The following is a 2,469-nucleotide window of genomic DNA, read 5'->3' on the forward strand; positions in this document are numbered from 1 at the left end:
AGACGGCCCGGACCGCCCCGGCCGCCCGGCTGGCGGCCGTGCCGGACGCCCCGGACGCGCACGTCGGGCTCGCCCCCGCCGGCGACGGCGACGTGGTCGTCCCGCTGACCGGCATCCGCAAGGTGATCGCCGACAAGCTCTCCCGCAGCCGGCGGGAGATCCCCGAGGTGACCATCTGGGTCGATGTGGACGCCACCGGGCTGCTGGAGACCCGGGCCGCGATCAACGCCGCCTCCCCGGACGCGCCGGTGAGCATCCTGGCCCTGCTGGCCCGGATCTGCCTCAGCGGGCTGCGGCGGTATCCGCAGCTCAACGCGCGGGTCGACACCGAGGGACAGCGGATCGTCCAGTCCGCCGGCGTGCACCTGGGCATCGCGGCGCAGACCGACCGTGGGCTGGTGGTGCCGGTGCTGCGCGACGCCCAGCGGCTGACCACCCGGGAGCTGGCCGCCGCGCTCGCGGAGACCACCGCGTCGGCCCGGGCCGGCACGCTGCCGCCGGCCCGGCTGAGCGGCGGGACGTTCACCCTCAACAACTACGGCGTCTTCGGGGTGGACGGCTCCACGCCGATCATCAACCACCCGGAGGCGGCGCTGCTCGGCGTCGGCCGGATCGTGGACAAGCCCTGGGTGGTGCAGGGTCAGCTCGCCGTCCGCAAGGTGACCCAGCTCAGCCTCACCTTCGACCACCGGGTCTGCGACGGCGGGGTGGCCGGCGGCTTCCTGCGCCACGTGGCCGACTGCGTCGAGCAGCCCGCCCTGCTGGTGGCGAACGTCTGACCGGGAGGCCCCTGCGTCCCTCCGGCCGATCCACCGACCCCACGGCCCCGACCCGCACCCGCGGGCCGGGGCCACGGTCTTTCAGCCCTCCTGGGGGTTGATCAAGGAGTGTGCGTCGCGAGAGGGCCCCACGCTGACGGGAACGCCTTGATCGACGCCTCCGGCCGCCGGGCGGAGGAGGGGCATTGCTGGGCGAAGGGGTAGGAGGGGGCGGGCCGTCCGGTACGGGACGAGCGGAGCGGGCATTCACTGTCCGGTAGCCGTCGGCGCATTTCGCCGCAGCCGTTTCCGAGCAATTCCGCCGAAGGTGCCACAGCGTGACGCCGGGCCTACAGAATGTGGGCGAGGGGGTGCGGAAATGGGGGGCGAAATATGTTTGTGAGGCGACGACTGACGCTTTTCGCGATGACCGTCGCAGTCGCGCCGCTGGCGGTCGGCGCGTGCACCGCCGGCCCGAAGTCGGTGGCGCGCAAGGCCGAGGCGGCCCCGCCGTCGGTCACCGTGACACCCGTCGACCGGGCCCGCGACGTGCCGATCAGCGCGGAGGTGGGCACGAAGGTCAGCAACGGCAAGGTGACCTCGGTGAAGCTCACCGACGACAAGGGCCGCCCGGTGCCGGCGCAGCCGCGCGAGGACGGCTCCGGCTGGGTGCCGGACCGCCCGCTGGCGAATTCCCGGGCGTACACGGCCGAGGTGACCGTGAGCGGCGATTCCGGAAAGACCACCACGCGCAAGACGACGTTCACGACGATGGCCAAATCCACCAAACCGGCCGTCACCAGCGAATTGTATTTCCGGGACAACCAGACGTACGGGACGGCGATGCCGGTGGTGCTCGGATTCGACCCGCCGATTCCGGAGCAGGCGCGGGCGGACGTGCAGCGCCGGCTGTTCGTCAGGACCGATCCGCCGCAGCCGGGCACGTGGTCGTGGGTGGCCGACGGCAAGCAGGCCGAGTACCGGGCGCCGGACCGCTGGAAGCCGGGTACGAAGATCAGCGTGCGCAGCGCACTGGAGGGGTTGCCCATCGGCAAGGAGGCGGTGGGTGACGCGGACCGGGTGGCGTCGGCCAAGGTGGGACGGCAGGTGTCGCTCGACATCGACAACACCACCAAGCAGATGGCCGTCTACCAGGACGGCAAGCTGCTCAAGAAGATCCCGGTCAGCCTCGGCAAGCCGAGCACGCCGAGTTCCAGCGGCACCATGGTGATCATGGAGAAGCACGAGCACACCACGTTCGACACCCGGGGCGAGCCGGACGGCGGCTACGTGGTCGACGTGGACGACGCCCAGCGGTTGACCTGGGGCGGGGAGTTCATCCACTCGGCCCCGTGGTCGGAGGGGGAGCAGGGCTACAACAACACCTCGCACGGCTGCACCAACGTCTCCGCCACCGCGGCGGACTGGCTGATGGGCGTCACCCAGGTCGGCGACCTGGTGACCGTCAAGGGCACCGAGGTGCAGCTCCAGCAGGGCAACGGCTTCACCGCCTGGAACGTCGGCTGGGACGAGTTCGCCAAGGGCAGCGCGCTGCCCGTACCGGCGGGGCTGAAGCCCACGCAGAGTCCGACGCCGCACCCGGGCGCGGTGGCCGGCGGGTCGTCACCCGCGCCGGCGCCGAGCCGGAGCAACAGCGGCGGCTGAACCGGGGGAGGAACGGCCACGGGGCCGGCGTCGCGTCCGCGGCGCC

At 72.4% G+C, this 2,469-nt stretch carries 2 protein-coding genes; both read left to right on the top strand.

Going from position 1 to position 2,469, the window contains the following annotated elements; genetic code table 11:
* Window positions 1-779, top strand: a 779-nt coding sequence (locus HUW36_RS30750; protein WP_174531288.1) for a dihydrolipoamide acetyltransferase family protein, incomplete at its 5' end; no start/stop codon positions are given.
* Between the two features lie 372 nt (window positions 780-1,151).
* Entirely contained in the window at window positions 1,152-2,423 is a 1,272-nt protein-coding gene (locus tag HUW36_RS30755) for a L,D-transpeptidase (RefSeq protein WP_174531289.1), read from the top strand.
* Window positions 2,424-2,469 lie beyond the last annotated feature (46 nt).

It is taken from the genome of Micromonospora maritima, from assembly GCF_902825405.1.
Classification (GTDB): Bacteria; Actinomycetota; Actinomycetes; order Mycobacteriales; family Micromonosporaceae; genus Micromonospora; species Micromonospora maritima.